Genomic DNA, 23,536 nt, shown 5'->3' with positions numbered 1-23,536 from the left:
GAGAGTAGCCCTTTGAAACGGAGGAATGCACAAATGTTGTTGCCGAAGGATTTCGTGTCCACGATGTCGGATGAGGACAAGGACAAGATCATGGATGAAGCGGATGCTCTGGATGAGCGTGGGGAGAAGGAAGCTGCTAATTGCTTGAGAAATACCATACCTATGAATCCTATTTTGGCAGATGGAATGAAGAAAGTGGGGGGCATACAAAAACTAAAGGATTTGGGGTTTAACCTCAATGACGCTGTGAAGCTGTTCGGTGAGGGGTGGTTGAATGGGTGAGCTTAACAAGCTGTATCAGGCCATATCGAATTTTTCAGAGGCAAAAGAGCGACTGGATCGCACTCCTCGCAAGAAGTTCACCATTGCCGCGCTTCAGAACACCACCACCACATTGCGAGACGTTGCCGGTTTCGGCAACGTCTCCGATATGTTGGATGCCGAACAGCTCTGCATCAACCTCGAAAAGGCGCTCTACGCAAACACGCCGGACGATGAGGCACGGTACGACAAGCAGATCGTCGAGAATATGGCCATTCGCGGTTCTCTGGACGACATCTTGGACGTAAAGGGATATCAGGCCCACTTCGAGCGCCTTAAAGTTCTAGGCGTAAACCCGGATAACCTGCCTAAAGGCGAGCCCTTTGAGACCAACTGCAACCGGCAGATCAAGTACCTCGGCAGTGCGAAAAACGGCTTCAGCGAGCCAGAGGAGAAGGACTTTTTTGCGGCACGGCAGGAGAACCTTCGTGCCGTCATCCTCATCTGCCGAGAACGCCAACGCGAGGCATTGATGCCCGAAGCCGTGTCCAGCGAGCTTGCCGGTATGATCACGGAGGACACCGGCGTCCAGGAGCCAACGATAAACCTCCATCCCTACACCAAAGGCCAGTGGTTCACCGGCAAGATCATTCACACAGACGCAGCACACGGCAGGTGTATCCAGCAAACCGCCTCCAGGCTCTTCACCGTTCACAGGCTTGAGAAGCTGGAAACAGTGCCGGAACAGGGGCAGGACCTGAAGATCACCTACTCCAAGGACGGTGCTAAGGCAAAGCTGGACCCCATTGTACAGAAGCAGTCCAGGTCGCTGCACCGATAGAGACAGGGGAGATATTGATGCGTCTTTTCATAGCGGAGAAACCGAGCCTGGCCCGTGCGATCGCCGCCGTGCTGCCTCAACCGCAGAGGGCCTCAAGGCTCTACATTGAGGCCGGAAACGACGTCGTGGCATGGGCTGCAGGTCATCTCCTGGAACAGGCGATGCCAGAGCAATACGACGAGAAGTACAAGCGCTGGAACCTGGCTGACCTGCCCATCATTCCGGAGGAATGGAAGATGCTGGTCAAGAAGGAGAGCAGGGACCTCTTCGACAACCTCAAGACCCTGCTCAAGAAGGCGGATTCTGTCGTCAACGCGGGGGATTGCGACCGTGAAGGGCAACTGCTCATCGACGAGATTCTGGAGCACTGCAAGTACAAAGGCCCCGTGCAGCGCATCCTCATCAGCGACACGAACCCGGATGCCGTGAAAAAGGCCCTGGCCGAGCTCAAGCCCAACGAAGACTTCCGAGGTGACCGCGACGCCGCACGGGCGCGCAGTCAGGCAGACTGGCTGCACGGCATGAACATGACGCGGCTCTACACCAAGCTCGCGGAGAAGAACGGCTACGATGGAGGTCCGCTCCGGATAGGTCGGGTCAAGACGCCCGTCACGGCGCTGGTGGTGCGCCGTGACCTTGAGATTGAGTCCTTTGTCCCCAAGCCTTATTGGACCCTTCAGGCGCAAATACAGGTTAAGGAAGGAGCCTTCTGGGCAGGCTGGAGGCCGAAGGAGGAGCAGACCGGCCTTGATGAGGAAGGACGCCTGGTCGATAAGGCGACAGGCGAGGAACTGGCGTCGCGGCTCAAGGGCAAGCCGGCTGTTATAACGAAGTACGAGAGCAAAAAGCAGAGCGTTAAGCCGCCGCTGGGGTACTCGCTGCCGAAGCTCCAGATGGCGGCTTCGAGGAAACACGACCTGTCCCCCTCCCGTGTCCTGGAGGTCTGCCAGAAGCTCTACGAGCAGGGGGTCCTCACGTATCCGCGCTCCGACTGCGAGTACCTGCCGGAGGGGCACCAGGACGAAGCGGAGAAGGTCTTGGCGGTGATCGATGCCCTGTCCTCCCTGAAGCGCCCTGATGAGCTTAACACGGCCCGGAAGACACCCGTCTTTAACGGCAAGAAGGTGGAGGAGCACCACGCAATCATCCCTTCCGCGTCCTGCAGGGCGTCGAAACCGCTGGAGGGGGACGAGCCCCTGATCTTTGAGCTTGTCGCCCGTCGCTACCTCGTCTTTTTCATGCCCGACCATGAGTATATGCAGACCAGCATCACTGCTGAGGTGGAGGGAGAGACGTTCGTCGCTTCCGGCCGCCGGGTGCTGGCGGAGGGCTGGAAGGCAGTTGAGAGGAACGACGAGCCGGAAAAGAATGATGACAAGGAGGACCGAGAGGAAGAGCAGGCTGCCCTTCCGGTCGTGAGCGAAGGGGAGAAGGGAGAATGTCGCGATACGAAGCTCCAGGAGAAGCAGACGAAGGCTCCGGCACGGTTTACTGAGGCCAGCCTGCTCAGGGCGATGAACGAGGTCCACAAGTTTGTCGCCGATCCGAAGGTCAAGAAGATTCTCCGCGAAACGGACGGGATCGGGACGGCGGCGACGCAGGCGGGCATCCTGAAGGACCTCATCACGTTCGGCCAGCTTCAAAAGCAGAAGAAGCAACTGATCTCCACTCCCGCTGCCCGCAGCCTGATTCAGGCTTTGCCGGAGGCGATAACTCTGCCGGACCTCACCGCGCTCTGGGAGACGAAGTTTCGTGCCATTAAGGAAGGGACGCTCTCCATTGAGGACATGATGGAGCAGATGGCGACGACGATTCGGGAGAGCATTGCCCAGGCGGGCTCCGTTTCTGTGCAGGGCAGTGGGGAGAAGAAGCCTGTAAAGGCCACGAAGAAGACGGCTCCCAAGGCCGGAAAAGGCGACGTGAAGTGCCCAAAGTGTGGAGCAAAGATGGTCTTGAGGAACGGGAAGAACGGTCCCTTCTGGGGCTGCGGCAACTACCCGACGTGCCGTGCGACCGCGGACGACGACGGCGGAAAACCCGTGTTCAAAAAACAGCATTAGCAAGAGAGGAGATCGTACTCATGCAGAAGTTTCGCGGAAAGGATATAGCGGTTTTTGTCCTGGTGCTGGGCATTTTAGCTGCCGGAGTGTATTCCCTGATAGGCAGCGGCGGCTCGTCCATCAACACGCCGGCCATTGCCTCGATGACGCCGGAGGAGCTCGCCGCGGAGAATGAGATGCTGACGAAGCAGGCTCATGATGCTTCGATGGAGTTGCAGATGATAGCCGCTGGTGGCTCGAAGTCTGCGAACATGTGGGTTGAAAAATACTGCAAAGACAGAAAAGATGCGCCTCTACCGGAGGACCCGGCCGCAGCTAACATTGAGCTGAAAGCCCGTGTACGCGAGGCACGAACTGTCTTTGAGGAACTTCAGGCAGAGCAGAGGAAGGAAATGCACTGGCTGACACAGTATTACGCTGAGGAGAACGAGCAGACGCTTGAGAAACTCGGTATTCAGAGCCACAAACTGTTATGAAGTGCCCGAAGTCAAGAGGGAAAGAGGGAAAAAGAACTTAACAAGCGGCACGTTATTTCATTCCTGACGGCACCCTGGAAAAGCCCCGACTTGCAAGTTCCGGCATTGGCCACTCTGTTATTCGTGGATCAGGATTGCTCCTGCCTACAGGCTAATGGTCCGCCGTGAGCCCTGTGTCAGGCGACAGTATAAACTGACCCATAGGCGACAGAGGAAACTGACCCACCCTCAGAGGAAAGATGAGGGGGAGGGGTTTTGTATGGTTCAGCGTTCTGCCAAACTGTTGAGTGGAACAACCCTACAGTTGGCAGGTGAGGGAGCTATCAAACATCAGGACGAAGTTTCAGCCATGCTGCGGCTTCATTCTCAGGGATGGAGCATCCACAAATTATCGAGGGAGTTCTCCATGAGCCGGGTTACGGTTCGTAAATACCTCCGCAACGGCGGAGTTGTGAAGTACAACCTTACGGACAAGCGTGTTTTTCAGGGAGCCCTTCGGGGTCACGAGGACTGGCTCCACGAGAAATTTTTTCAGCACGGCGGTAATGCCGACGTTATCCGGCAGGAGTTGGAGTCGGAGAAGGGGATAGCCGTTTCGCTGCGTACGGTAGAGCGTGCAGTGCAGGCGCATCGTGAGGTTTTAGGCCGGGAGGCTTTAGCAACCGTTCGCTTTGAGACGCCCCCAGGCCATCAAATGCAGATAGACTTTGGAGAGAAGAGAGTCCTGATAGGGGGGACTGAGGTCAAGGTGTACTTTTTTGTCTCGAAGCTTGGGTACTCCCGTCGTCTCTACGTTAAAGCCTTCGAGCATGAGAACCAACAGGCTTGGTTTCAGGGGATGGAGGATTCCTTTGCGTATTTTGGAGGAGTTCCTGCGGAGGTTTTGACGGACAATCCCCGGGCTTTGGTCACAGAGCACAACCCCAGGACACGAGAGCTTTTGCTGAACGAGAAGTTCAAAGCGTTTGCAGATTATTGGGGCTTCACCCCACGGGCTTGCGCGCCCTTCCGGGCCCGCACGAAGGGAAAGGTGGAGAACGGGGTCCGTTACGTGAAGCGGAACTGCATCGCGGGTCGGGAGTTCTCAAGCTGGTCGGATATGGAACGGCATATTGCGAACTGGCTTCGTACGGAGTCGGACGGGCGGGTGTTGACAGATGCCTCGGACACGCCGTTGTGCCGTTTTGAGTCGACGGAGAGAGCAGCGCTCCGGCCCGCTCATGGCAGAGCCCCGTTTGTCCAGGTCCGGGAGTATGTGAGGAAGGTGCCCTCGGACGCCCATGTGGTTGTGGACACGAACCGTTACAGTGTGCCGTGGTCGGCCATCGGCAAACGTGTCCAGGTGCAGGTTACAGAAGCGGAGGTCGTGATTTACCAGTCTGACGGTACGGAGTTGGCGCGGCATGTCCTGCAGCCCGGCACGCACCAGAAGAGCACGGACAAGGAGCACCTTAGAGGAATTATGTATTGTGGTGGGGAGGGGGAAAGCTCCTCTTTGCGCGTGGTCACGACAGATTCCTTGAGCCGTCCGCTGAGTGAGTACGAAGAAGCAGTGCAGGCGTCATGAGCAAGGTTATTGACGAGGAGCATTTCATGAGTCTGCTGGGTCGTCTGAAGCTGACTGGCATTCGAGAGAATCTGGATACTTTGTTGGACGCAGCGTCCAAGGAGGGGCTGAGCTACCGCGAGGTTTTGTACCGTCTTTGCTGCGAGGAGGCGCGGCATAAGGACATCCGTCGAATCCAGATGGGGCTGAGGATCGCCCACTTCCCGTGTGTGAGGACGCTTGATGGTTTCGATTGGGGATCGAGTTCAGCGGACCGTCGTCAGCTTGAGGAGCTGAGTCACTGTCGGTGGGTGGCGAATGGGGACAGTTTGCTTTTTCTGGGACCGCCCGGAGTGGGTAAAACGCATCTGGCTATAGCTCTGGGCAGAGCGTCGATAGAGCGGGGCTACTCGGTTCTGTTCACCACGGCGGTTGCCTTGCTGACGAGTCTGAGCAAGAGCAAGAATGAGCTTCGTCTTGAGGAGCGGTTGTCCTTTTTCAGCAAGCCGAAGCTGCTGATAGTAGACGAGCTGGGTTACCTTCCCCTTGAGCGCGAAAGCGCGCACCTGTTTTTTCAGCTTGTGTCCAGGAGATACGAGAGGGGCAGCCTTCTTCTGACGAGTAACCGGAGCGTATCGGAATGGGGGGACGTGTTTGGAGACAACGTCGTGGCCACTGCAACTTTAGACCGCCTGCTGCACCACTCGACGGTGGTGACGCTTCGGGGGGACAGTTATCGGCTGCTTGAAAAGCGCCGTTCGGGCTTAATGCGAAAGGAGCAGGATATCGCAGGACAATGAACAGGGCTCAAGGGGGGTCAGTTTTCGATGTCGCCCATGGGTCAATTTTGCATGTCGCTTGACCCCTGCTGTCTAAGTGCGTGGATCACAGGATTTTTCTGTGCCGACATAGTTTGCATCGCAGATGGCTCGAACCTTCAAGCAGACGGTACTTCTTTTCGGATACCGTCGGGAATGAATTTTTCAACTCTTATACTGGAATATTGTTACCCGATTCGTTCCGCCTCTCCTCTCTGAGCTGCACTTCCCGTGGTCTGGGCAAGCCCTTCCTTGGACTCGTCCTCTGCTCCTTTACTCGATGTCACGCAACCCTCCGCTCTGTGTGGTTGGTCATCAGGCCCCAGATGAAGCAGGCCAGCTCTCGCGCTATGGCGGCTACCGCCACATTTCTCTTCTTCTCTCGATGGGTAAGACGACAATATTTGCGGCGAAGCCGTTCGTTCGCCTGGTCGGCATAGGCTATAACCTCTTGACTGCTCCCCGCCTGACGGGCTTTCAACTCCTTTGACTTATGTCCAATCCTCCCTTTGCAGATCCCTTGTGCTGCCTCGATATACAAGGTACGAAGGTGTGCGTTCCCTGCCTTGCTGAGCCCTCCCCGGCGCACGGTATCTCCACTGGAGCTTTCTCCGGGCGTCAGCCCAAGGTACGCGGCGTAGGTGCTGCCCTTCTCGAACCGACAAAAATCTCCAACTTCCACAATGCTCGCCAGAGCCGTTCTCATCTTTACTCCAAGGAGGCAGACCAGCTTTTTCACCTTTTCCTTGTACTTCTCTCCCTGGGCCAGTTCCTCGATCCTTCTGTCCAAGGCCTCCAGCTTATTCGTCATTTGCTCGAAGGTCATAAGATATTCTTGCAGCGTCTCCTTCAACACGGCCTCCTGCCAGTCCGTTTCACGCAGCCATCTCAAGTGGGCCAGCGTCCACTTGGTCCTGGTGTACTGACGCCCGTTACGCAGGCAGAGTGCATTGATCTGCTGCTTGAGCTTCTTCAGCGCTATCTTGTGATCGTCCCGCATACGGATGTACTCCTTGACGGCGTCGTCATCGCTGGAAGGGATATGAACGCTGCGGTAGGTCCCATAGGCAAGGCATTGAGCTATCCGCTTTGCGTCCCGCGCATCCGTCTTGATTCGCTTACCCTTGCTTGCCATCATCGTGGATGGAGCAAGAATGACACATTCAACGCCTTGCTTTTTCAGTTGCTGGTACAGCGAAAAACCTAAACAGCCGGCCTCGTAACCGCAGAGAAACTCGACGTCGTCCCCAAGTTCTTTCTTCAAACCCTCGATGTACTTGAGCACGTTCTTGACATCCGCCTCGCTCTGCATGCAGCCGAAAACCTTATCCTCACCCCCGAGCTTCGGCTCAAGAGAACAAAACGTGAAACCCAAATCCACAGGTTGCGATGGCCTTTATGAAGGATAAAATGCGTTGTTGCATAGATTGAAACAATTCCCCTTTTGCGTCCGCCAAGTGCAGCGGCGAACGTGCAAAACCGGTTTCCGACGCACGTTAAAAACTTTGCCCGTGGATTTGGGTGAAATTCGTACTATGGACATCCATGCCAATATAGACTATCCTCTTCATGTGAAGTGCCCCCTATTGCATTATGGTAATTCCCTCTGCTGCGTCCTTTGTCAGCTCTTGCAGTTTATGGGTAAATCCACGTCGCTGCAATCGCGGGGCACTTCATATTATCTAACGCTCAGTTCCCTTGTCCCCTCAGAAGAGCTTGCTGCTATTCTCAGACCCATTCAGAGAATAGCACGTATTCTCTCTAACGGCTTCAGCGGATATTTCAATGATCACAGAGATGGAAAGAAGCTGGAAACCGTCCTTGACACTCCTGAACATATGGCGGAGGTTTTTAAACCCTACCTGGAAAAGGATAAAGTTACGGTTGATTTTTCTAATGGACGCTGGTCGTTCTATGGCAATAATAAGACCTGCTGGATTGGCTACAATCTTGAGGGAATCCCTCAAGAGGTGCGTACGGAGATGATCAAAAATTTTGACGTGAAAAATCACGGGTACAAGAGCATGGAACTTAAGGACGGGGAATATGAGCCTTATGACGGCGGAAATATGCTCTATTGGAACGTTATTGATGAGCGCACGAGTATATCATTTGGGTTTAAATGATAATACGAATTCGCATCATTGCTATCTGCCTCATCTTTTCCGGGGCGGCGCTTGCCGCCCTGTTCTGTTCTGGCCGACTGGTTCTTAACATGACGTACTCCGTTCCAGTTGGCTTGTGGTGGCGTGTGGATGAAACGCTACAGTGCGGCGATACCGTACGCGTTCCCATCGCAGCCTTCAAGTCTACGGGCTGGATGCCTGAGCGGTACTGGCGCAAAAACGGTTGGGGAGAAAGCCGGGACTTTCTGAAACACGTTGCCGGTTTATCTGGTGACCTTGTTGAACCCGACTCATCCGGACTGCTGCGTGTGGCAGGGAAAGTCATTAAAAACAGTGCCCCTCTGTCATTCGACAAGGCCGGTCGTCCTTTAAGCACGTTTCCGCTGCCTGTTCGTCTTGCTTCCGATGAAGTCTGGCTCCTTAGCGATTCCCCGCGAGGATTCGATTCCCGCTATCTGGGGCCTGCGAAACGAGAGCAATGCCACAAGGTGAAGCCGATCTTGACGTGGGGCAACAGGTAACGTTCTATTTAGGTAGTATTAATAAAATACTATCTGTTAAGCAGTATTTCAAAAACACGCCCTGCGGGCGGCCCCGACACGCCATAAGGCGGCCGGGGTCAGTTAATATTTAGGCAGCTCCGCTGTGAAGCGGCTGCCCCTCTATAGTTTTGTTCAGCTTTTTTGTGCCGTAAATATAGTATTAGGTCGTGTTAACACAAGAGCAAGAAGTCGACAACAAAAGCAAAAAGCAGGAAGCCCAGGAAAATGACATCCAACTTATCGTACCGCGTAGCAATGCGACGAAACCTTTTGACCCTGCAGAAAAGACGTTCGACCTCGTTTCGTCTCTTGTAAAGCTCCACATCATACGGCCAGGGTTTCTTCGCGTTGCTCTTGGGCGGAACGACCGGCTCCAACCCACATTCTTCCACAAGACGACGTGTCGCCACTCCACAATAGGCCTTATCCATCAACAATTTGCATCCCGGCGCTAGCAACTCCTTCAGCCGCTCTATCAACTTGCGGCCTTCCGGACCGTCATGAGCATTGCCGGGCGAGAGATGAAAAATCAACGGACAATCGGGACCCGCGGCAACCAGATGAATCTTGGTGGTCCATCCTCCACGAGACTTGCCGATAGATTGAGGCCCCCCTTTTTTAGAGCTCCCGTCCCATCAGGATGAACTTTGACGCAGGAACTGTCCAAACATACCGCTTCAAGTCTCATGCGGAGAAGTCGCTCGTGCTGCAGGCGTTCAAAAACCTTATCCAGAACACCGGACTTGTACCATCGGCTCATGCGCACGTAGATTGTATGCCAGTTTCCAAACCTTCGGGAGCCTCCTCCATTTGCACCCGTTTTCCATGACATACAGAATGGCATTGAGCACTCTAAGGTTGTCGTAAGCGACATTACCTCGGTGGACAGGGAAACAATCTGCTATACGCTCGTATTGCACCTGGCTGATCTCCATCATGCAACTATTTTGACATACCTTCACCCTTTTGACAATGTTTTTGAGTGAACACGCTCTAAATAGATACTATCTAATAAATGCTATTTAACAAGTCCTTACTGTTTATAATATCTCATAAAGAGGATATTATAAACAGTATCGTATAGATACTATAAAACAAGAGAAACACTCAACAAATGGCTGCTTGTCCCTTTTGAGGTGAAGCCTGGAGAGAATATGAGCACACGCCTCCTTTAGAGGGTCATAGTACGGTAAAATAGAAGGTAGGAGAGGCGCTCAGGACATCGAGCGAAGCTGCTTGGGGCATCCCCCCGAAAGGGGGTGATAGCGTGGAGAGAATAACAAAGCTGCTACAAGCTCTTGCGAAGCTCATAGCAGCCATCGCCGAACTTCTTCGGCTTTTCAAAGCGTAATCCCTCACGTTAGGGCGTAAGTCCGAGGTGGGGAAATCGGCCTCACTTCGGCAGCCCAAGAAACAACCCCGTCCAACCTCTCCTGGGCGGGACTTCACTTCGTATTATACCATCAACCAGCTCGTATTTTCTCATTGAGTACTGTCAAGTTGTGCTCCGCGGCCTTTTTGAACTTCTCACCAACGGGCGTCCAATTCGAGAAGTTTGTTGTTTCAGGAATCTCGGAAAAGTCGATGTCCTCATCCCGAACCGTGCGCAAGGCCGCGATGGCTTTCGCCCGGCTGCGAGGATAGTCACTTGGATAATTGTCGCTCATAGGCTTCCCTCTCCTTTCTTTCCGCAACTCGGGCAGAGATGATACGAATCAGCTCAATGCCATTCCAATCTTCACGTTCGACGTATACGACAAACAGTGCCTTTGAGAAATCAGCGATGAATCCCGTTATTCTACGGCGCGGCTCCAAGCCGTCATGAAGCTCATCGGGCAGGTCCATAGCGTTCTCATCAAAAAACACTTCAGCAGCAAGCTCAAATGTCACTTTATGCTTACGCCAATTCGCTACGGCCTTCTCGTCGTCCCATGTGAAAAACAAGCCGCCTAAAGCATACTTGATCTCATCTGCCACGTGCCATCCACTCCGAATCAACCCGGCCTTCTCCGGGAGGGTCTTTTTCAGACATTATAGCGCTTGAGAGTGCCTCACATCAGTTCTCTTGCGGCATTGTCCTCTATGGCATCCTCACGGTGGAAATACTCCCGCAAGGTCTGGACAGATCTGTGCCCCGTCTGGTTCATGATGGATCGTTCCGTCTTTCCCTGCCGGATCGCCGTCGTGACGAATCCGATGCGCAGGGAGTGGGCGGAGAGATCGAGGGACAGCCTAGCCGCAGATGCCGCCCGCAGGACGACGAGCCTGATGCTTTGGGCACTCAGGCGGTCACCCGTTATCTGGCCACTTTTGAGGATCCGCCGGAACAACGGGCCTTCCCGAGGCTCCACGAGAGCCAGCCACCTTTTCAGGAGCGATGTCGGGGAAGTAGCCTCGTCCCGGCCGGGAAAGATCGCCTTCTGCATGCCCCTTCCCTCCGGGTCCGTCTTTGACCGCCGAACGTCGATGACTAAGACCTCCTCACCACCGCGGACGGTCCACCTCAGGTTCTCGATGTCTAGGGCGGAGAGCTCCGACCGCCGGAAGGCCCCGGCGAAACCCAGGGAGATGATGGCGGCGTCCCGGATGTTCTTCGGGGAATTGTCCCGTGCCGTTGCGGCCAGGAGCAGCCGCACGACCTCGACGGTGGCCGCGTCTTTCTTGTAGGGGGCGGTGCCGTGTTCCCGGCGATAGCCTTTCAGGGTCTTCTTCACGAGGAGGGAATCGGTGGGGGACGGTGTCCCCTCTGCTCGATGCGCTGCGGCGATGGCGGCGAGGGTTTGCTCGACCGTCGCGGGGGCGGCCCCATTGTCGGCCAGGCTGGCCACGTAGGCGGCGAGGACCTCCTGGGGCGTCGGGAAGACGGTTGAGAGACCTTCGGTTTCGCACCAGGCGAAGAAGCGTTTCAGGCGCGAGGCGTAGGCTCGGCGGGGTTCCGGAGCGACGGAGGCGCGCAGGAGGTGCCGTACCCGCTCCTGGTAGGCGGGTAAGCTGCCGATCAGGTCTCCCCTGCCCTCGTAGACGGCCGGGACGTTCTTCGTATCTTCCATCAGGTCCTCCTCCCTCCAGCCCCCGCAGTGGGTACGAAAGCGAGTTGAAATAGTTATCGATAAGTGATGCTTTTATCGTTAACTATGGTACCACAACCCTCCCCTCTCAGAATAGTGCGGAAAAGAGTTGACTAACTTTGACTAATCGCAACGGAAGAAAACTTGCAGGTCCGCCTGGAGATTCGGAATCCACTCAATCCGGGTCGGAGGGGTCGAAGAGCGTCACAATTCGAGCCAGGACTTCTTCCATGACTGGAACTGAAACCTCAGCAACCTTCCTGCCTCCACGAGATTTTAAATCAAAAACCCTCGGTTGGTCACACCGAATGATACCGGAGATCGCTTCATCACCGCTCACATCCTGAGAAGAAAGCGGTACAGCAAAGCCCAGGTTCTGTGAGAAGGCGCTTCCGCCAGCCCCTTGAGTAACAGGTACTACAACAGCAACGTTAGCAGCGTTATTGAAGACGGAAGAAGAAACGACCAAAACCGGCCTTGCCATTCCCTGTTGTTCATGCCCCGAGACGGGATTCAGGCACACCCGACAGATATCGCCGCGTTTCAAACCAACTCGGCCCCCTCCGCCTCGCCATCCAGCCAGACAGCGTCACGATCACTGAAATCAGTCATGGAAACAAGCTGCTGGAGCGAGTATTCCGGCGGTCTTTTACAGGGAGTAACGATGATCCGCCCCTTCTGGACTTCCAATCGCATTTCCGTTGCGGGCGTCAAGGACAGTGCTCGCGTTATCTTGGATGGGATGGGCATCATCAGCGAACCTCCCACTTTATGTACACGGCTTGTGAGCAACATTCAATCTCCCCCTAACGTTTAACTTTTTATGCTGATTATATAACAAAAGACAAGACATTGCACTACAATGGGGAAATTTCGGCGCATCCTCAAGAACCTATTCGTGGGAGCCTGCCAGAGCGTCGCTCTTCTCCGGTGCATTGATCTTGGAGCGTTCGGAAAAGCTCTTATCCAGGAAGTACAGTATCCGCTTGCCATACACCACGGGGAAACCCGCTGCAAAGATCAGCATATTCCCCAGCCAGAATGGCGCTTAAAAAGATTGATTAATTTTGACCAGTCGTAACGTCATGGACCTTATGGCGACGCTGAAACGCAACGCATGTCAGGCGACAGTATAAACTGACCCATAGGCGACAGAGGAAACTGACCCACCCTCAGAGGAAAGATGAGGGGAGGGGTTTTGTATGGTTCAGCGTTCTGCCAAACTGTTGAGTGGAACAACCCTACAGTTGGCAGGTGAGGGAGCTATCAAACATCAGGACGAAGTTTCAGCCATGCTGCGGCTTCATTCTCAGGGATGGAGCATCCACAAATTATCGAGGGAGTTCTCCATGAGCCGGGTTACGGTTCGTAAATACCTCCGCAACGGCGGAGTTGTGAAGTACAACCTTACGGACAAGCGTGTTTTTCAGGGAGCCCTTCGGGGTCACGAGGACTGGCTCCACGAGAAATTTTTTCAGCACGGCGGTAATGCCGACGTTATCCGGCAGGAGTTGGAGTCGGAGAAGGGGATAGCCGTTTCGCTGCGTACGGTAGAGCGTGCAGTGCAGGCGCATCGTGAGGTTTTAGGCCGGGAGGCTTTAGCAACCGTTCGCTTTGAGACGCCCCCAGGCCATCAAATGCAGATAGACTTTGGAGAGAAGAGAGTCCTGATAGGGGGGACTGAGGTCAAGGTGTACTTTTTTGTCTCGAAGCTTGGGTACTCCCGTCGTCTCTACGTTAAAGCCTTCGAGCATGAGAACCAACAGGCTTGGTTTCAGGGGATGGAGGATTCCTTTGCGTATTTTGGAGGAGTTCCTGCGGAGGTTTTGACGGACAATCCCCGGGCTTTGGTCACAGAGCACAACCCCAGGACACGAGAGCTTTTGCTGAACGAGAAGTTCAAAGCGTTTGCAGATTATTGGGGCTTCACCCCACGGGCTTGCGCGCCCTTCCGGGCCCGCACGAAGGGAAAGGTGGAGAACGGGGTCCGTTACGTGAAGCGGAACTGCATCGCGGGTCGGGAGTTCTCAAGCTGGTCGGATATGGAACGGCATATTGCGAACTGGCTTCGTACGGAGTCGGACGGGCGGGTGTTGACAGATGCCTCGGACACGCCGTTGTGCCGTTTTGAGTCGACGGAGAGAGCAGCGCTCCGGCCCGCTCATGGCAGAGCCCCGTTTGTCCAGGTCCGGGAGTATGTGAGGAAGGTGCCCTCGGACGCCCATGTGGTTGTGGACACGAACCGTTACAGTGTGCCGTGGTCGGCCATCGGCAAACGTGTCCAGGTGCAGGTTACAGAAGCGGAGGTCGTGATTTACCAGTCTGACGGTACGGAGTTGGCGCGGCATGTCCTGCAGCCCGGCACGCACCAGAAGAGCACGGACAAGGAGCACCTTAGAGGAATTATGTATTGTGGTGGGGAGGGGGAAAGCTCCTCTTTGCGCGTGGTCACGACAGATTCCTTGAGCCGTCCGCTGAGTGAGTACGAAGAAGCAGTGCAGGCGTCATGAGCAAGGTTATTGACGAGGAGCATTTCATGAGTCTGCTGGGTCGTCTGAAGCTGACTGGCATTCGAGTGTCAAGCGACATGCAAAATTGACCCATGGGCGACATCGAAAACTGACCCCCCTTGAGCCCTGTTCATTGTCCTGCGATATCCTGCTCCTTTCGCATTAAGCCCGAACGGCGCTTTTCAAGCAGCCGATAACTGTCCCCCCGAAGCGTCACCACCGTCGAGTGGTGCAGCAGGCGGTCTAAAGTTGCAGTGGCCACGACGTTGTCTCCAAACACGTCCCCCCATTCCGATACGCTCCGGTTACTCGTCAGAAGAAGGCTGCCCCTCTCGTATCTCCTGGACACAAGCTGAAAAAACAGGTGCGCGCTTTCGCGCTCAAGGGGAAGGTAACCCAGCTCGTCTACTATCAGCAGCTTCGGCTTGCTGAAAAAGGACAACCGCTCCTCAAGACGAAGCTCATTCTTGCTCTTGCTCAGACTCGTCAGCAAGGCAACCGCCGTGGTGAACAGAACCGAGTAGCCCCGCTCTATCGACGCTCTGCCCAGAGCTATAGCCAGATGCGTTTTACCCACTCCGGGCGGTCCCAGAAAAAGCAAACTGTCCCCATTCGCCACCCACCGACAGTGACTCAGCTCCTCAAGCTGACGACGGTCCGCTGAACTCGATCCCCAATCGAAACCATCAAGCGTCCTCACACACGGGAAGTGGGCGATCCTCAGCCCCATCTGGATTCGACGGATGTCCTTATGCCGCGCCTCCTCGCAGCAAAGACGGTACAAAACCTCGCGGTAGCTCAGCCCCTCCTTGGACGCTGCGTCCAACAAAGTATCCAGATTCTCTCGAATGCCAGTCAGCTTCAGACGACCCAGCAGACTCATGAAATGCTCCTCGTCAATAACCTTGCTCATGACGCCTGCACTGCTTCTTCGTACTCACTCAGCGGACGGCTCAAGGAATCTGTCGTGACCACGCGCAAAGAGGAGCTTTCCCCCTCCCCACCACAATACATAATTCCTCTAAGGTGCTCCTTGTCCGTGCTCTTCTGGTGCGTGCCGGGCTGCAGGACATGCCGCGCCAACTCCGTACCGTCAGACTGGTAAATCACGACCTCCGCTTCTGTAACCTGCACCTGGACACGTTTGCCGATGGCCGACCACGGCACACTGTAACGGTTCGTGTCCACAACCACATGGGCGTCCGAGGGCACCTTCCTCACATACTCCCGGACCTGGACAAACGGGGCTCTGCCATGAGCGGGCCGGAGCGCTGCTCTCTCCGTCGACTCAAAACGGCACAACGGCGTGTCCGAGGCATCTGTCAACACCCGCCCGTCCGACTCCGTACGAAGCCAGTTCGCAATATGCCGTTCCATATCCGACCAGCTTGAGAACTCCCGACCCGCGATGCAGTTCCGCTTCACGTAACGGACCCCGTTCTCCACCTTTCCCTTCGTGCGGGCCCGGAAGGGCGCGCAAGCCCGTGGGGTGAAGCCCCAATAATCTGCAAACGCTTTGAACTTCTCGTTCAGCAAAAGCTCTCGTGTCCTGGGGTTGTGCTCTGTGACCAAAGCCCGGGGATTGTCCGTCAAAACCTCCGCAGGAACTCCTCCAAAATACGCAAAGGAATCCTCCATCCCCTGAAACCAAGCCTGTTGGTTCTCATGCTCGAAGGCTTTAACGTAGAGACGACGGGAGTACCCAAGCTTCGAGACAAAAAAGTACACCTTGACCTCAGTCCCCCCTATCAGGACTCTCTTCTCTCCAAAGTCTATCTGCATTTGATGGCCTGGGGGCGTCTCAAAGCGAACGGTTGCTAAAGCCTCCCGGCCTAAAACCTCACGATGCGCCTGCACTGCACGCTCTACCGTACGCAGCGAAACGGCTATCCCCTTCTCCGACTCCAACTCCTGCCGGATAACGTCGGCATTACCGCCGTGCTGAAAAAATTTCTCGTGGAGCCAGTCCTCGTGACCCCGAAGGGCTCCCTGAAAAACACGCTTGTCCGTAAGGTTGTACTTCACAACTCCGCCGTTGCGGAGGTATTTACGAACCGTAACCCGGCTCATGGAGAACTCCCTCGATAATTTGTGGATGCTCCATCCCTGAGAATGAAGCCGCAGCATGGCTGAAACTTCGTCCTGATGTTTGATAGCTCCCTCACCTGCCAACTGTAGGGTTGTTCCACTCAACAGTTTGGCAGAACGCTGAACCATACAAAACCCCTCCCCTCATCTTTCCTCTGAGGGTGGGTCAGTTTCCTCTGTCGCCTATGGGTCAGTTTATACTGTCGCCTGACATCGAGAGAATCTGGATACTTTGTTGGACGCAGCGTCCAAGGAGGGGCTGAGCTACCGCGAGGTTTTGTACCGTCTTTGCTGCGAGGAGGCGCGGCATAAGGACATCCGTCGAATCCAGATGGGGCTGAGGATCGCCCACTTCCCGTGTGTGAGGACGCTTGATGGTTTCGATTGGGGATCGAGTTCAGCGGACCGTCGTCAGCTTGAGGAGCTGAGTCACTGTCGGTGGGTGGCGAATGGGGACAGTTTGCTTTTTCTGGGACCGCCCGGAGTGGGTAAAACGCATCTGGCTATAGCTCTGGGCAGAGCGTCGATAGAGCGGGGCTACTCGGTTCTGTTCACCACGGCGGTTGCCTTGCTGGCGAGTCTGAGCAAGAGCAAGAATGAGCTTCGTCTTGAGGAGCGGTTGTCCTTTTTCAGCAAGCCGAAGCTGCTGATAGTAGACGAGCTGGGTTACCTTCCCCTTGAGCGCGAAAGCGCGCACCTGTTTTTTCAGCTTGTGTCCAGGAGATACGAGAGGGGCAGCCTTCTTCTGACGAGTAACCGGAGCGTATCGGAATGGGGGGACGTGTTTGGAGACAACGTCGTGGCCACTGCAACTTTAGACCGCCTGCTGCACCACTCGACGGTGGTGACGCTTCGGGGGGGCAGTTATCGGCTGCTTGAAAAGCGCCGTTCGGGCTTAATGCGAAAGGAGCAGGATATCGCAGGACAATGAACAGGGCTCAAGGGGGGTCAGTTTTCGATGTCGCCCATGGGTCAATTTTGCATGTCGCTTGACAGGCAGAAGCAGACGCTTTAACAAACTGTGCAGCGACAGAGACAGCACCGACACATTCCACCAGAACGCGTTCGACCCAAATCGGTGCGAGATGACGTGCCCGCCGGCCAGGTCCTCCTTCAGGATGCGGTGCACTTCCTCTGACTTGCCGCACCGCTCACGATACCACCGGATTACCGCTCCTCCCTCCCAATCCAACAGGTTCGTCACGATACCAAACACCTTGTATACGTGGCCGCCAAGCTCCGTCAGATGCAGCTTCTTCACCCTGGCGTTCTCAGACTCCAGGTCGTCGATCAGCTCCGGTATGAACAGCTGCCGTGAGTCCTGCAGCTCCTGAGACAGTCGAAGCTTCTTTCCCGATCCCTCCAACTCGAATGCCTCGCGAATGGCAAGAAAACGGTACGTCGGACCTTTCTTGTCGAGACTCAAAGACTGTGGCGCATAGACGACCTCCGCCCATTCCTGGCCGTTGCCCAAAGGGCGCCAATCCTTCTCACAAACTGCCTCCACCGCCTCCCTGAAATCCCTGTATACAGGACACGAGATCGCAAACTCGATCACCCCGAAACGCGCATCCTGACCCTCCGCCAGATAGCGCAAAAGGCGCGTCTGGTAACCCGCACTGTCCGAACGGTACCTCACCTTCCTCACTCCCGCAGGAAGATGCGCCAGTACCCCCTGCAGCTGCTCCAGCTGTCCGTGCCCAGGCTTCACATTCCCGTCCCGGTATTCCGTCGCCACAGGCAGGTCGTACTCCGGACAGTACACGTTCAACGCCTCATAACTCCGTTTCCCCTGGTAGTTGTACAACGCCCCGCTCGTCTTCGTCTCGATGAACGTCGCGTCCTGGTCCAGCGTCAACTCCTCCTGCACGGACGCCTCGAACGCGCACCTCAGAAGATGGCGGTGCACCTCCTCAAACCCCCTCAGCGCCTCATTCGATGCCGGGACAAAGGAACGGCCATGACCCCGCTCCCGGTCCTCCGATTCGTTGTGAAAACAGCTGGCGTAGTCCCGGGCCGACGTTGGAGATGGAAACGGCAGGGGGAGTTTCTTCAGCCCCGCCTGCTCCTTCAAAAACTTCAGGTGTTCCACGGCTCTGCCGCCGCTGAGGTTCAGCAGGACCATCGACAGAAGCTGCTCGGAGTCCCGGTACCCTTTGTCCTTCCTGATTCCTATGAAAGTATCGATGACTTCGTCAAGATGGAGCCGATTCCAAAGTTCGATAACGGGGAAAAGGCCGGCAAAAGGGGTGATGTCCTGCATCTTGTCCGTCGTCTTAACCTCGATTTTTGGTCGTTTGTATGGCATAATGGTCTTCGCACCTCGCAGGTGATGGCTTATTGTTTGGTGACTTAAGCTTAACACTGTTTTTACAAACAGTCCCTGCAAGGTGCTGTTTTTTTGCCCGCGGGTTGGGGAAAACCCCAAATCCACGGGAACGCAAAGTGCGGGCAAAGTAAAGGGCCAGGCAGAGGAAAAGTTTTAAAAAATGGGCTGTTCACCCCTCCGCTGCCTTTAAATACGGAAATATCTTCCCGTTCTCACAATAACCCCGTCAGCGTGGGCTCGCACCCACACCCCCTCTCGGCTATTGGCCCGGCGTTCTCCTGCTCATTCCAGCGAGATAGCCAATTTCTCAAGCTTCCGGTACGCTCCCAGAAACCAACTCCCCACAACTCCCCCTTTCACCTGCAGCACCATGCGGCGCGCATGGCGCACCATACGCCCTATGCTCGTGTAAAACAAAAATCGCAGCGTCCTGGGACGGTAACTCCTCAACGCTTCAGGCAGAAGCAGACGCTTTAACAAACTGTGCAGCGACAGAGACAGCACCGACACATTCCACCAGAACGCGTTCGACCCAAATCGGTGCGAGATGACGTGCCCGCCGCCCAGGTCCTCCTTCAGGATACGGTGCACTTCCTCTGACTTGCCGCACCGCTCACGATACCACCGGATTACCGCTCCTCCCTCCCAATCCAACAGGTTCGTCACGATACCAAACACCTTGTATACGTGGCCGCCAAGCTCCGTCAGATGCAGCTTCTTCACCTTGGCGTTCTCAGACTCCAGGTCGTCGATCAGCTCCGGTATGAACAGCTGCCGTGAGTCCTGCAGCTCCTGAGACAGTCGAAGCTTCTTTCCCGATCCCTCCAACTCGAATGCCTCGCGAATGGCAAGAAAACGGTACGTCGGACCTTTCTTGTCGAGACTCAAAGACTGTGGCGCATAGACGACCTCCGCCCATTCCTGGCCGTTGCCCAAAGGGCGCCAATCCTTCTCACAAACTGCCTCCACCGCCTCCCTGAAATCCCTGTATACAGGACACGAGATCGCAAACTCGATCACCCCGAAACGCGCATCCTGACCCTCCGCCAGATAGCGCAAAAGACGCGTCTGGTAACCCGCACTGTCCGAACGGTACCTCACCTTCCTCACTCCCGCAGGAAGATGCGCCAATACCCCCTGCAACTGCTCCAGCTGTCCGTGCCCAGGCTTCACATTCCCGTCCCGGTATTCCGTCGCCACAGGCAGGTCGTACTCCGGACAGTACACGTTCAACGCCTCGTAACTCCGTTTCCCCTGGTAGTTGTACAACGCCCCGCTCGTCTCCGTCTCGATGAACGTCGCGTCCTGGTCCAGCGTCAACTCCTCCTGCACGGACGCCTCGAACGCGCACCTCAGAAGATGGCGGTGCACCTCCTCAAATCCCCTCAGCGCCTCATTCGATGCCGGGATAAAGGAACGACCATGACCCCGCTCCCGGTCCTCCGATTCGTTATGAAAACAGCTGGCGTAGTCCCGGGCCGACGTCGGAGATGGAAACGGCAGGGAGACTTTCTTCAGCCCCGCCTGCTCCTTCAAAAACTTCAGGTGTTCCACGGCTCTGCCGCCGCTGAGGTTCAGCAGGACCATCGACAGAAGCTGCTCGGAGTCCCGGTACCCTTTGTCCTTCCTGATTCCTATGAAAGTATCGATGACTTCGTCAAGATGGAGCCGATTCCAAAGTTCGATAACGGGGAAAAGGCCGGCAAAAGGGGTGATGTCCTGCATCTTGTCTGTCGTCTTAACCTCGATTTTTGGTCGTCTGTATGGCATAATGGTCTTCGCACCTCGCAGGTGATGGCTTATTGTTTGGTGACTTAAGCTTAACACTGTTTTTGCAAACAGTCCCTGCAAGGTGCTGTTTTTTTGCCCGCGGGTTGGGGGGGAACCCAAATCCACAGGTTGCAGCAGTTTTATCAAGGATCAAGCCCGTCATAGCACAGGTTAACCTGACTCTGACCTCTCACCCGTCAGGTGCAGCAAAAAACGCATAAAACCGCTTTCTGACGCACGTTAAAAACTTTGCCTGTGGGTTGGGGGGGAACCCAAATCCGCAGGTTGCGACAACCTTATCAGGTATCAAGCTCGTCGTAGTACAGATTAAGCCGACTCTAGCCTTGCACCCATCAGGTGCAGTAAAAAATGTGCAAACTTGACCCCGACGCACGTTAAAAACTTTGCCCGTGGATTTGGGGGGAAATCCCGTATTTTGTGCGAGGTGCCCGCAGCGCGCACCCGATCCGGCCGTCGCAGGGGTTGCCCAGCCCCTGTTCCTGAAGCCACTCCGCGCCTGGATGGTGCCCCAGCGCCAGCCACGAGGCCACCTGCAGGTGCAGACACTTGACGCGGACCGAGCCACCGCCCCGCACCCCGCCGACGCCCCCGCGGGCCAGGGCCTCCAGCATGGGGGGGCACGACGCCCGCAGGGCCTTCAGGCCCCTGACTCCCAGCAACCCCAGTCGCAGCAGGGCGTGGAGGTGGCTGTAACGCAGCCACGCCTCCGGCACGCGCTCCGTCAGCCACGCCTCCAGCGCGCTCACCCCTCCGGCGGACTCCACCGTACCCACCCGGCGGTTCAGGTGCGGGCAGGTCAGCCAGAAGGTCGTGGGGAAGGGCTTCAGCACCCCGCCCGCCCTGGAGAGGGGCGCACAGACCAGCACGCGGAAGCCGCCCAACGGACAGGGCGCGGCCCCCCCCAGAACGACCGAGGGATCAAACCGATGCCCGGCCATCTGGCGGCACACCCGCTCCAGTTCCGACTCCGTCAAAGGCGCGTAAAAAAGGGGAGGCGTCCGCCTCCCCACAGGGTCGAAATAGACCTTCACCGCAAAAACCGCGCCTCAGCCGCGCGGTCGCCCGCCGCCCGGCTTCCTGCGGCCGGACCTAGGGGCGCCCGACTTGCTCGACTTGCTGTTCAGGTCCGCGATCTTGGCCTCGCTCACCTTCAGGAAGGAGGCCATCTTCTTCTCGAAGCTGTCCTTCTCGTCGCGAGAGAGCGGCACCTGCACCATGGGACGTTCCTCCGCCTTTTTCAGGGAGAGGTCGATGCGTCCCTTGTCGTCGATCTTGATGACTTTTGCCTTGACGTTCTGCTGCAGGGAGAGGACGTCCTCAACCTTCTTGACGAAGTTAAAGGACAGTTCAGAGATGTGGATCATCCCCCGCTTCCCGGACTCTGTCAGGTTGACGAACGCCCCGTAGGGCATGATCTGCGACACGACGCAGTCCACCAGGTCGCCCACCCTGACCGAAGAAGTATCCTCCCTCTTCTCCTCGCTCATTTGCAACACAAACCCCCATTTAGTGAGTTCAAAATATCGGGCGACAGGCCCGCCCGTCACACCCAGAGCCACTCCGGCTTCGCCCCGGCGCCGAGGCGTCTGCAGAGGAACAGCCCCGCCGGTTTGAAATGCCTGCTGCGAGGATTATACCAGATAAACAGCGTTCCCCGCTGCCGGTTCAGGGCCAATTTTACCACAGCTCCCTCGATCAGGGGACCGTACCACGCCAGCACCGCCACGCCCGGCAGGTTGGGCCTGGGAGTCCGCGCGGTGAGGCGGTTGACCCGCTCCTGGGGGAGGGCCAGGGCCCGCCGCAGCCCGTCCCTGGGCCGGGCGCCGCGGACTAGGGACGCCTGGACCGCGGCCACCGTGGGGACTCGCCGCCGCACCTTCTCCCCACGCACACGCACCAGCTCCCGCGAGAAGCGAAAGCCCCGGCTCGAGCACTCGATCCCGCCGTGGAAGGACAGGAGGGCAGGGGCCTTCACCTGCATCCGGGTGCGCATCGGATGGACCTCCGCCGAGCGCCGCAGCGTCCCCACCGCGGGGGGCTCCATGGCCGGCGTGCCGCAGCGCACCCTCAGGCGGCCGAGGACGTGACGGGCGAAATAGCTTCGTATCTCCTCCAGCGCCACCGCCCTACTCCTCACCCAGGGAGGTCAGCGCCTTGCGGATCCGGCTGAATGGCTCCAGGAGCTCCATGGTCTTCGCCGCATCCGTCAATAGGGAGGCGGTCTGCTGCACCTCGTCCTGCCGCACGCCACTGGAAAACGCGGCGCGCAGGGGCGCGCTCACCGCGTCCGCCTGGAGCAGCACGACGTTCGAGTCCCCCATGGGCTCCACGCTGCCGACGTTTTCGAGGGGCGAGTGGGTCGAGGCGGAGAGCATGACGCACTTCGCCTTCTCCAGCGTCCTGAGCGGCGCCAGAAGCTCCTCCGCGTCGCAGATCCAGACCTGCGGCTTCGTCTCCACCGCCCCCAGCAGGCTCTGCAGGATCAGCTCCTCCCTGAGGTAGACGTCCAGCGCGCTGCCGTAGAGGATGCGCTCCAGCTTCGTCGGGCGGATCGGGTCCGTGTATCGAAAGTCCACGGGGATCCCCCGAAGGTCCACCACCAACGACGCGCCACGGAACTGGCCCTCCTCGCCGTCGACCACGATGTAGCCAAGGCCGTTATTCGATGCCGTCACGCAAACCCCACCTCCAGCTCCTTCGCCCCCGTGCCCCGCTGTGCCGCCTCAGGCATAGAAGTCAAAGCCCTTGCCCTGGACCTTCGCGGCGGCTGCCTCATGGACCGCTCCGGCCTCCGCGTCCCCCTTCGGTTCGGAGCGCCCGAAGGAGTCCCGAGCGTCGCGCCTGCGGCCCTCGCGCTCCTCCTCGTCGGTACGGCGGCGCACCTTACGAACCCCGGCGGCGGCCTCGTTGGCCTGCACCATCTGGGTGCGCCTCAGGCTGTCGCGGACCACCTCCTGCCCCTGCCCTGTCTCCTGGGCGGCCGCGAGGGCACTCCGCGTCAACTGTGCGCTGTTCTCAACGTTAAACTGCGACATCAAAAGGCTGATCGGCTGGACCATGCAAGCACCCCCTAAGGCTTT

25 protein-coding genes and 1 pseudogene are annotated in these 23,536 nt (G+C 56.7%); 10 read left to right on the top strand and 16 right to left on the bottom strand.

Going from position 1 to position 23,536, the window contains the following annotated elements:
* Positions 1-33: 33 nt before the first annotated feature.
* From ACK28C_RS06200 to istB (ACK28C_RS06175), 6 genes are all read left to right on the top strand, one after another.
* Positions 34-282 carry a hypothetical protein gene (locus ACK28C_RS06200; protein WP_015556425.1) on the top strand — a complete coding sequence of 83 codons (249 nt, stop codon included), beginning with the start codon at positions 34-36 and terminating at the stop codon, positions 280-282.
* Positions 275-1,102, top strand: coding sequence for a hypothetical protein (locus ACK28C_RS06195; protein WP_015556424.1), 828 nt, complete (start codon positions 275-277; stop codon positions 1,100-1,102). The genes ACK28C_RS06200 and ACK28C_RS06195 overlap by 8 nt, the downstream gene beginning before the upstream one ends.
* Positions 1,103-1,119: 17 nt before the next feature.
* Complete coding sequence (locus tag ACK28C_RS06190) at positions 1,120-3,162, top strand: DNA topoisomerase 3 (protein WP_015556423.1); 2,043 nt, start codon at positions 1,120-1,122, stop codon at positions 3,160-3,162.
* Positions 3,163-3,182: 20 nt separating this feature from the next.
* Positions 3,183-3,638 carry a hypothetical protein gene (locus ACK28C_RS06185; RefSeq protein WP_015556422.1) on the top strand — a complete coding sequence of 152 codons (456 nt, stop codon included), beginning with the start codon at positions 3,183-3,185 and terminating at the stop codon, positions 3,636-3,638.
* A 259-nt stretch (positions 3,639-3,897) separates the two neighbouring features.
* Positions 3,898-5,205 (top strand): IS21 family transposase, encoded by a 1,308-nt coding sequence (istA, locus tag ACK28C_RS06180; protein ID WP_409151924.1) that lies wholly within the window; start codon positions 3,898-3,900, stop codon positions 5,203-5,205.
* Positions 5,202-5,984, top strand: coding sequence for an IS21-like element helper ATPase IstB (istB, locus tag ACK28C_RS06175; protein WP_409151923.1), 783 nt, complete (start codon positions 5,202-5,204; stop codon positions 5,982-5,984). The genes istA (ACK28C_RS06180) and istB (ACK28C_RS06175) overlap by 4 nt, the downstream gene beginning before the upstream one ends.
* A gap of 301 nt (positions 5,985-6,285) precedes the next feature.
* On the opposite strand, the gene ACK28C_RS06170 is transcribed toward istB (ACK28C_RS06175), so the two are convergent.
* Positions 6,286-7,383: an IS110 family transposase gene (locus ACK28C_RS06170; RefSeq protein ID WP_409152623.1), complete on the bottom strand. Its 1,098-nt coding sequence runs from the start codon at positions 7,381-7,383 to the stop codon at positions 6,286-6,288.
* Between the two features lie 130 nt (positions 7,384-7,513).
* On the opposite strand from ACK28C_RS06170, the gene ACK28C_RS06165 reads away from it, so the two are divergent.
* A complete protein-coding gene (locus tag ACK28C_RS06165) occupies positions 7,514-8,128 on the top strand; it encodes a hypothetical protein (protein WP_409152621.1) in 615 nt (204 codons plus the stop codon).
* Entirely contained in the window at positions 8,125-8,649 is a 525-nt protein-coding gene (locus tag ACK28C_RS06160; RefSeq protein ID WP_409152620.1) for a S26 family signal peptidase, read from the top strand. Before ACK28C_RS06165 ends, ACK28C_RS06160 begins: the two co-directional genes overlap by 4 nt.
* A 191-nt stretch (positions 8,650-8,840) precedes the next feature.
* On the opposite strand, the pseudogene ACK28C_RS06155 reads toward ACK28C_RS06160, so the two are convergent.
* The 6 genes and pseudogenes from ACK28C_RS06155 to ACK28C_RS06130 all read right to left on the bottom strand — a co-directional run bounded on the left by ACK28C_RS06155 (position 8,841) and on the right by ACK28C_RS06130 (position 12,533).
* Positions 8,841-9,605, bottom strand: a pseudogene (locus ACK28C_RS06155) (IS5 family transposase).
* 528 nt (positions 9,606-10,133) lie between these two features.
* Complete coding sequence (locus ACK28C_RS06150) at positions 10,134-10,337, bottom strand: hypothetical protein (RefSeq protein WP_015556421.1); 204 nt, start codon at positions 10,335-10,337, stop codon at positions 10,134-10,136.
* On the bottom strand, positions 10,315-10,647 hold the full coding sequence (locus ACK28C_RS06145; protein ID WP_208872982.1) for a BrnT family toxin: 333 nt from the start codon (positions 10,645-10,647) through the stop codon (positions 10,315-10,317). Before ACK28C_RS06145 ends, ACK28C_RS06150 begins: the two co-directional genes overlap by 23 nt.
* 74 nt (positions 10,648-10,721) lie before the next feature.
* The gene (locus ACK28C_RS06140; protein ID WP_409152619.1) at positions 10,722-11,720 is read right to left on the bottom strand and encodes a site-specific integrase; all 999 of its coding nucleotides are present in this window, start codon (positions 11,718-11,720) and stop codon (positions 10,722-10,724) included.
* Positions 11,721-11,913: 193 nt separating this feature from the next.
* Positions 11,914-12,285 (bottom strand): type II toxin-antitoxin system PemK/MazF family toxin, encoded by a 372-nt coding sequence (locus ACK28C_RS06135; RefSeq protein ID WP_409152618.1) that lies wholly within the window; start codon positions 12,283-12,285, stop codon positions 11,914-11,916.
* Positions 12,282-12,533 (bottom strand): AbrB/MazE/SpoVT family DNA-binding domain-containing protein, encoded by a 252-nt coding sequence (locus ACK28C_RS06130; RefSeq protein WP_409152617.1) that lies wholly within the window; start codon positions 12,531-12,533, stop codon positions 12,282-12,284. The genes ACK28C_RS06135 and ACK28C_RS06130 overlap by 4 nt, the downstream gene beginning before the upstream one ends.
* A 407-nt stretch (positions 12,534-12,940) precedes the next feature.
* Between ACK28C_RS06130 and istA (ACK28C_RS06125) the strand changes: the two genes are divergently transcribed.
* Positions 12,941-14,248 (top strand): IS21 family transposase, encoded by a 1,308-nt coding sequence (gene istA, locus ACK28C_RS06125; protein ID WP_409151924.1) that lies wholly within the window; start codon positions 12,941-12,943, stop codon positions 14,246-14,248.
* 130 nt (positions 14,249-14,378) lie between these two features.
* Here istA (ACK28C_RS06125) and istB (ACK28C_RS06120) read toward each other — a convergent pair whose 3' ends face one another.
* Complete coding sequence (gene istB / locus ACK28C_RS06120) at positions 14,379-15,161, bottom strand: IS21-like element helper ATPase IstB (protein WP_409151923.1); 783 nt, start codon at positions 15,159-15,161, stop codon at positions 14,379-14,381.
* Complete coding sequence (gene istA / locus ACK28C_RS06115) at positions 15,158-16,465, bottom strand: IS21 family transposase (RefSeq protein ID WP_409151924.1); 1,308 nt, start codon at positions 16,463-16,465, stop codon at positions 15,158-15,160. Before istA (ACK28C_RS06115) ends, istB (ACK28C_RS06120) begins: the two co-directional genes overlap by 4 nt.
* A gap of 94 nt (positions 16,466-16,559) precedes the next feature.
* Here istA (ACK28C_RS06115) and istB (ACK28C_RS06110) point away from each other — a divergent pair, with 94 nt between their 5' ends.
* Complete coding sequence (gene istB, locus ACK28C_RS06110) at positions 16,560-17,267, top strand: IS21-like element helper ATPase IstB (RefSeq protein WP_409152643.1); 708 nt, start codon at positions 16,560-16,562, stop codon at positions 17,265-17,267.
* On the opposite strand, the gene ACK28C_RS06105 is transcribed toward istB (ACK28C_RS06110), so the two are convergent.
* The 7 genes from ACK28C_RS06105 to ACK28C_RS06075 form a co-directional block, all read right to left on the bottom strand.
* Positions 17,232-18,644 carry a hypothetical protein gene (locus ACK28C_RS06105; RefSeq protein ID WP_409152616.1) on the bottom strand — a complete coding sequence of 471 codons (1,413 nt, stop codon included), beginning with the start codon at positions 18,642-18,644 and terminating at the stop codon, positions 17,232-17,234. The two genes, istB (ACK28C_RS06110) and ACK28C_RS06105, sit on opposite strands and share 36 nt — an antisense overlap.
* A gap of 303 nt (positions 18,645-18,947) precedes the next feature.
* Positions 18,948-20,435 carry a hypothetical protein gene (locus tag ACK28C_RS06100; RefSeq protein ID WP_409152015.1) on the bottom strand — a complete coding sequence of 496 codons (1,488 nt, stop codon included), beginning with the start codon at positions 20,433-20,435 and terminating at the stop codon, positions 18,948-18,950.
* Positions 20,436-20,830: 395 nt separating this feature from the next.
* Positions 20,831-21,430: a DUF501 domain-containing protein gene (locus tag ACK28C_RS06095; protein ID WP_208873434.1), complete on the bottom strand. Its 600-nt coding sequence runs from the start codon at positions 21,428-21,430 to the stop codon at positions 20,831-20,833.
* A gap of 72 nt (positions 21,431-21,502) precedes the next feature.
* Complete coding sequence (locus ACK28C_RS06090; RefSeq protein WP_015556782.1) at positions 21,503-21,943, bottom strand: S1 RNA-binding domain-containing protein; 441 nt, start codon at positions 21,941-21,943, stop codon at positions 21,503-21,505.
* A 56-nt stretch (positions 21,944-21,999) separates the two neighbouring features.
* Positions 22,000-22,593, bottom strand: coding sequence for a hypothetical protein (locus ACK28C_RS06085; RefSeq protein WP_208873433.1), 594 nt, complete (start codon positions 22,591-22,593; stop codon positions 22,000-22,002).
* Positions 22,583-23,131 carry a hypothetical protein gene (locus tag ACK28C_RS06080; protein WP_208873432.1) on the bottom strand — a complete coding sequence of 183 codons (549 nt, stop codon included), beginning with the start codon at positions 23,129-23,131 and terminating at the stop codon, positions 22,583-22,585. Before ACK28C_RS06080 ends, ACK28C_RS06085 begins: the two co-directional genes overlap by 11 nt.
* A 48-nt stretch (positions 23,132-23,179) precedes the next feature.
* Positions 23,180-23,515, bottom strand: a complete 336-nt coding sequence (locus ACK28C_RS06075; protein ID WP_015556780.1) for a hypothetical protein — start codon at positions 23,513-23,515, stop codon at positions 23,180-23,182.
* Positions 23,516-23,536: the final 21 nt, after the last annotated feature.

This window comes from Fretibacterium fastidiosum, from assembly GCF_964642095.1.
GTDB classification, from domain to species: Bacteria; Synergistota; Synergistia; order Synergistales; family Aminobacteriaceae; genus Fretibacterium; species Fretibacterium fastidiosum.
Note: the sequence above shows the minus strand (reverse complement) of the source record. Positions and strands in the feature narration are given on the sequence as shown.

Bases quoted from the DNA above. Each gene is read 5' to 3' on its own strand.
- ACK28C_RS06200 (WP_015556425.1), top strand. From the start codon at position 34: ATGTTGTTGCCGAAGGATTTCGTGTCCACGATGTCGGATGAGGACAAG.
- ACK28C_RS06195 (WP_015556424.1), top strand. From the start codon at position 275: ATGGGTGAGCTTAACAAGCTGTATCAGGCCATATCGAATTTTTCAGAG.
- ACK28C_RS06190 (WP_015556423.1), top strand. From the start codon at position 1,120: ATGCGTCTTTTCATAGCGGAGAAACCGAGCCTGGCCCGTGCGATCGCC.
- ACK28C_RS06185 (WP_015556422.1), top strand. From the start codon at position 3,183: ATGCAGAAGTTTCGCGGAAAGGATATAGCGGTTTTTGTCCTGGTGCTG.
- istA (WP_409151924.1), top strand. From the start codon at position 3,898: ATGGTTCAGCGTTCTGCCAAACTGTTGAGTGGAACAACCCTACAGTTG.
- istB (WP_409151923.1), top strand. From the start codon at position 5,202: ATGAGCAAGGTTATTGACGAGGAGCATTTCATGAGTCTGCTGGGTCGT.
- ACK28C_RS06160 (WP_409152620.1), top strand. From the start codon at position 8,125: ATGATAATACGAATTCGCATCATTGCTATCTGCCTCATCTTTTCCGGG.
- ACK28C_RS06150 (WP_015556421.1), bottom strand. From the start codon at position 10,337: ATGAGCGACAATTATCCAAGTGACTATCCTCGCAGCCGGGCGAAAGCC.
- ACK28C_RS06140 (WP_409152619.1), bottom strand. From the start codon at position 11,720: ATGGAAGATACGAAGAACGTCCCGGCCGTCTACGAGGGCAGGGGAGAC.
- ACK28C_RS06130 (WP_409152617.1), bottom strand. From the start codon at position 12,533: ATGTTGCTCACAAGCCGTGTACATAAAGTGGGAGGTTCGCTGATGATG.
- istA (WP_409151924.1), top strand. From the start codon at position 12,941: ATGGTTCAGCGTTCTGCCAAACTGTTGAGTGGAACAACCCTACAGTTG.
- istB (WP_409151923.1), bottom strand. From the start codon at position 15,161: ATGAGCAAGGTTATTGACGAGGAGCATTTCATGAGTCTGCTGGGTCGT.
- istA (WP_409151924.1), bottom strand. From the start codon at position 16,465: ATGGTTCAGCGTTCTGCCAAACTGTTGAGTGGAACAACCCTACAGTTG.
- ACK28C_RS06105 (WP_409152616.1), bottom strand. From the start codon at position 18,644: ATGCCATACAAACGACCAAAAATCGAGGTTAAGACGACGGACAAGATG.
- ACK28C_RS06100 (WP_409152015.1), bottom strand. From the start codon at position 20,435: ATGCCATACAGACGACCAAAAATCGAGGTTAAGACGACAGACAAGATG.
- ACK28C_RS06090 (WP_015556782.1), bottom strand. From the start codon at position 21,943: ATGAGCGAGGAGAAGAGGGAGGATACTTCTTCGGTCAGGGTGGGCGAC.
- ACK28C_RS06075 (WP_015556780.1), bottom strand. From the start codon at position 23,515: ATGGTCCAGCCGATCAGCCTTTTGATGTCGCAGTTTAACGTTGAGAAC.